This is a genomic window from Halogeometricum pallidum JCM 14848 (assembly GCF_000337095.1).
GTDB classification, from domain to species: domain Archaea; phylum Halobacteriota; class Halobacteria; order Halobacteriales; family Haloferacaceae; genus Halogeometricum; species Halogeometricum pallidum.
Genome location: NZ_AOIV01000030.1, coordinates 1 through 1,884 on the forward strand (window position 1 = coordinate 1; position 1,884 = coordinate 1,884).

Consider the following 1,884-nt stretch of genomic DNA (forward strand, 5'->3'; position numbering starts at 1 on the left):
GGGTCGCCGAAAATCGAACCGACCCCACCACCCACCACAGGGACCTATAACGGTGTCTAGGGGGACCCCACCCGGCACCTCTCACCTCGCGGTGGGACCGACCGATCTAGTCTGGTGGCGGTCCTCTATCCTCGTCGCGCCGGAAGTCTCCCGACGCAGCCGACACCCAGTCCTCGACGATCGGATCCCACGCCATCAGTGACCAGTCCTCCTCGAGCGCACTGCCGTCACGATCGTCGCCGCCCGGATCGCGTGGATCGAGATCGACGTCGGCGCTAGATCCGTACCGCCGCGACCCCGACGGCAGGAACGACAGCGAGCCACGACCGAGGTACGCACTGATGTAGTGCGCCGCGTTCCGTGCGTCCACCCGCCGGATGTCCACCACCCGGCCGAGGCCGACGCGCTCGGCCAACTGCGACAGTTCCCGCTGCGGCAGGAACCGATCCACGAGCAGGTGCAGGTGCGGCCGGTCCCGCTCGTCTCCCTCGTGCCGCACCCACAGATACGACAGGTTTGGATAGCGGTCCCTCAGTTCCGTCCTCAGCGCGTTCCACCGATCGGTGATGTACTCGTGCTTCTCCTCCTTCGACGCGGGCGCTCTGCGGTCCACTGTGAGCGTCAGGAACCGACGCATCTCCGGGCGCTCCTCCGTGATCCGTTCTATCTCCTCGATCAGTCCCATCCTCAGCCGGTGGCCGCAACACTCGCAGTCCCACGAACCGCAACGGTACGACGCCTGTTCCCCCGATTCTGTCTGGTACTTCAGGTGCGCCAAGTCCTTCCGGCAGTCCGGCCGCTCCCGATCCGGCCCGCAATCCCAGTCCCGACCGAGCCGTGACTGCTCATCCAACTCGACCTCGCCGTCGACGGGATCCGCGCTCACTCCGACCACCCCGACCGACGCGATCGCGAGCTGCTCCACGAGTGGCCCGACAGCACGTCCGGCCCAGCTGGGGCGGCACTATCCGACGACCGCGACGAAGACGAGCCGGTGGCACCGCACCGCACCATAGCCACCGGCACGTCTTCTACCGCACCGCACGGTGGAACGCCTGAATTGGCGAAGCATAGCGGCTCTTGAGTTGTTCTAACTAGCGTCGAGTAAAGACCGCACCGCCGCCGCACCGCCACCGCACAAGATAGCCCCCTCCCGCCGGTCGGGGGCGTGCGGATCGGGCGGCCCTCGAGCCGGGTACGCCGGCTCTCGGGCAAATCAAGATCGCCCGATCCTTGCGGTGGATCGGCGCTTAGTCGTCCAGACCGAGCGTTTCCGTGAACCGTCGAAACACTTACTGACTCGGCTGAGAGAGGACAGAGCGAGGACGAACCCTCCGGCCAAGAGGTTTCCACCGGGCGATTCTGCCACAAATCGCGTCCGGTGGAATCGTCCGTCGCCCGGGCCTTCTCCGGGCATTCACTCACGTTGCGTAGCTTTGACTGCGACGAGAACGACTAGCCCCTTAAAGAATACTGACCTTTCACCCCGGCAGAACATCTACCTATCCCGATACTACCAACACGCCCACATATTGTTATTAGCAGTTCTAACCATAGCCAGACAGAACCCGAAACCGCATGACAGCGCAGGGGTCGCCGATCGCCCCGGAGTATCACCCATCACAACTTACCGCCGTCTTGCGATTCTTCCCCCTGTCGAATCCCGGCCCTATCCGTACAATCGCAGGACGGCGTAAGGATACCCCTGTCTGAACCGCCACAACTTACCGCCGTCTTGCGATTCTCCCACCACAATCACTCGCCCCTCCGCTCCCTAATCGCAGGACGGCGCAAGGGTCGCCGAAAATCGAACCGACCCCACCACCCACCACAGGGACCTATAACGGTGTCTAGGGGGACCCCACCCGGCACCTCTCACCTCGC

At 64.3% G+C, this 1,884-nt stretch carries 1 protein-coding gene; it reads right to left on the minus strand.

Annotation, left to right across the window (positions count from 1 at the left end; translation table 11 throughout):
- Nucleotides 1-106: 106 nt before the first annotated feature.
- Entirely contained in the window at nt 107-925 is an 819-nt protein-coding gene (locus tag C474_RS12960) for a rolling circle replication-associated protein (protein ID WP_004045523.1), read from the minus strand.
- Between the last annotated feature and the right edge of the window lie 959 nt (nt 926-1,884).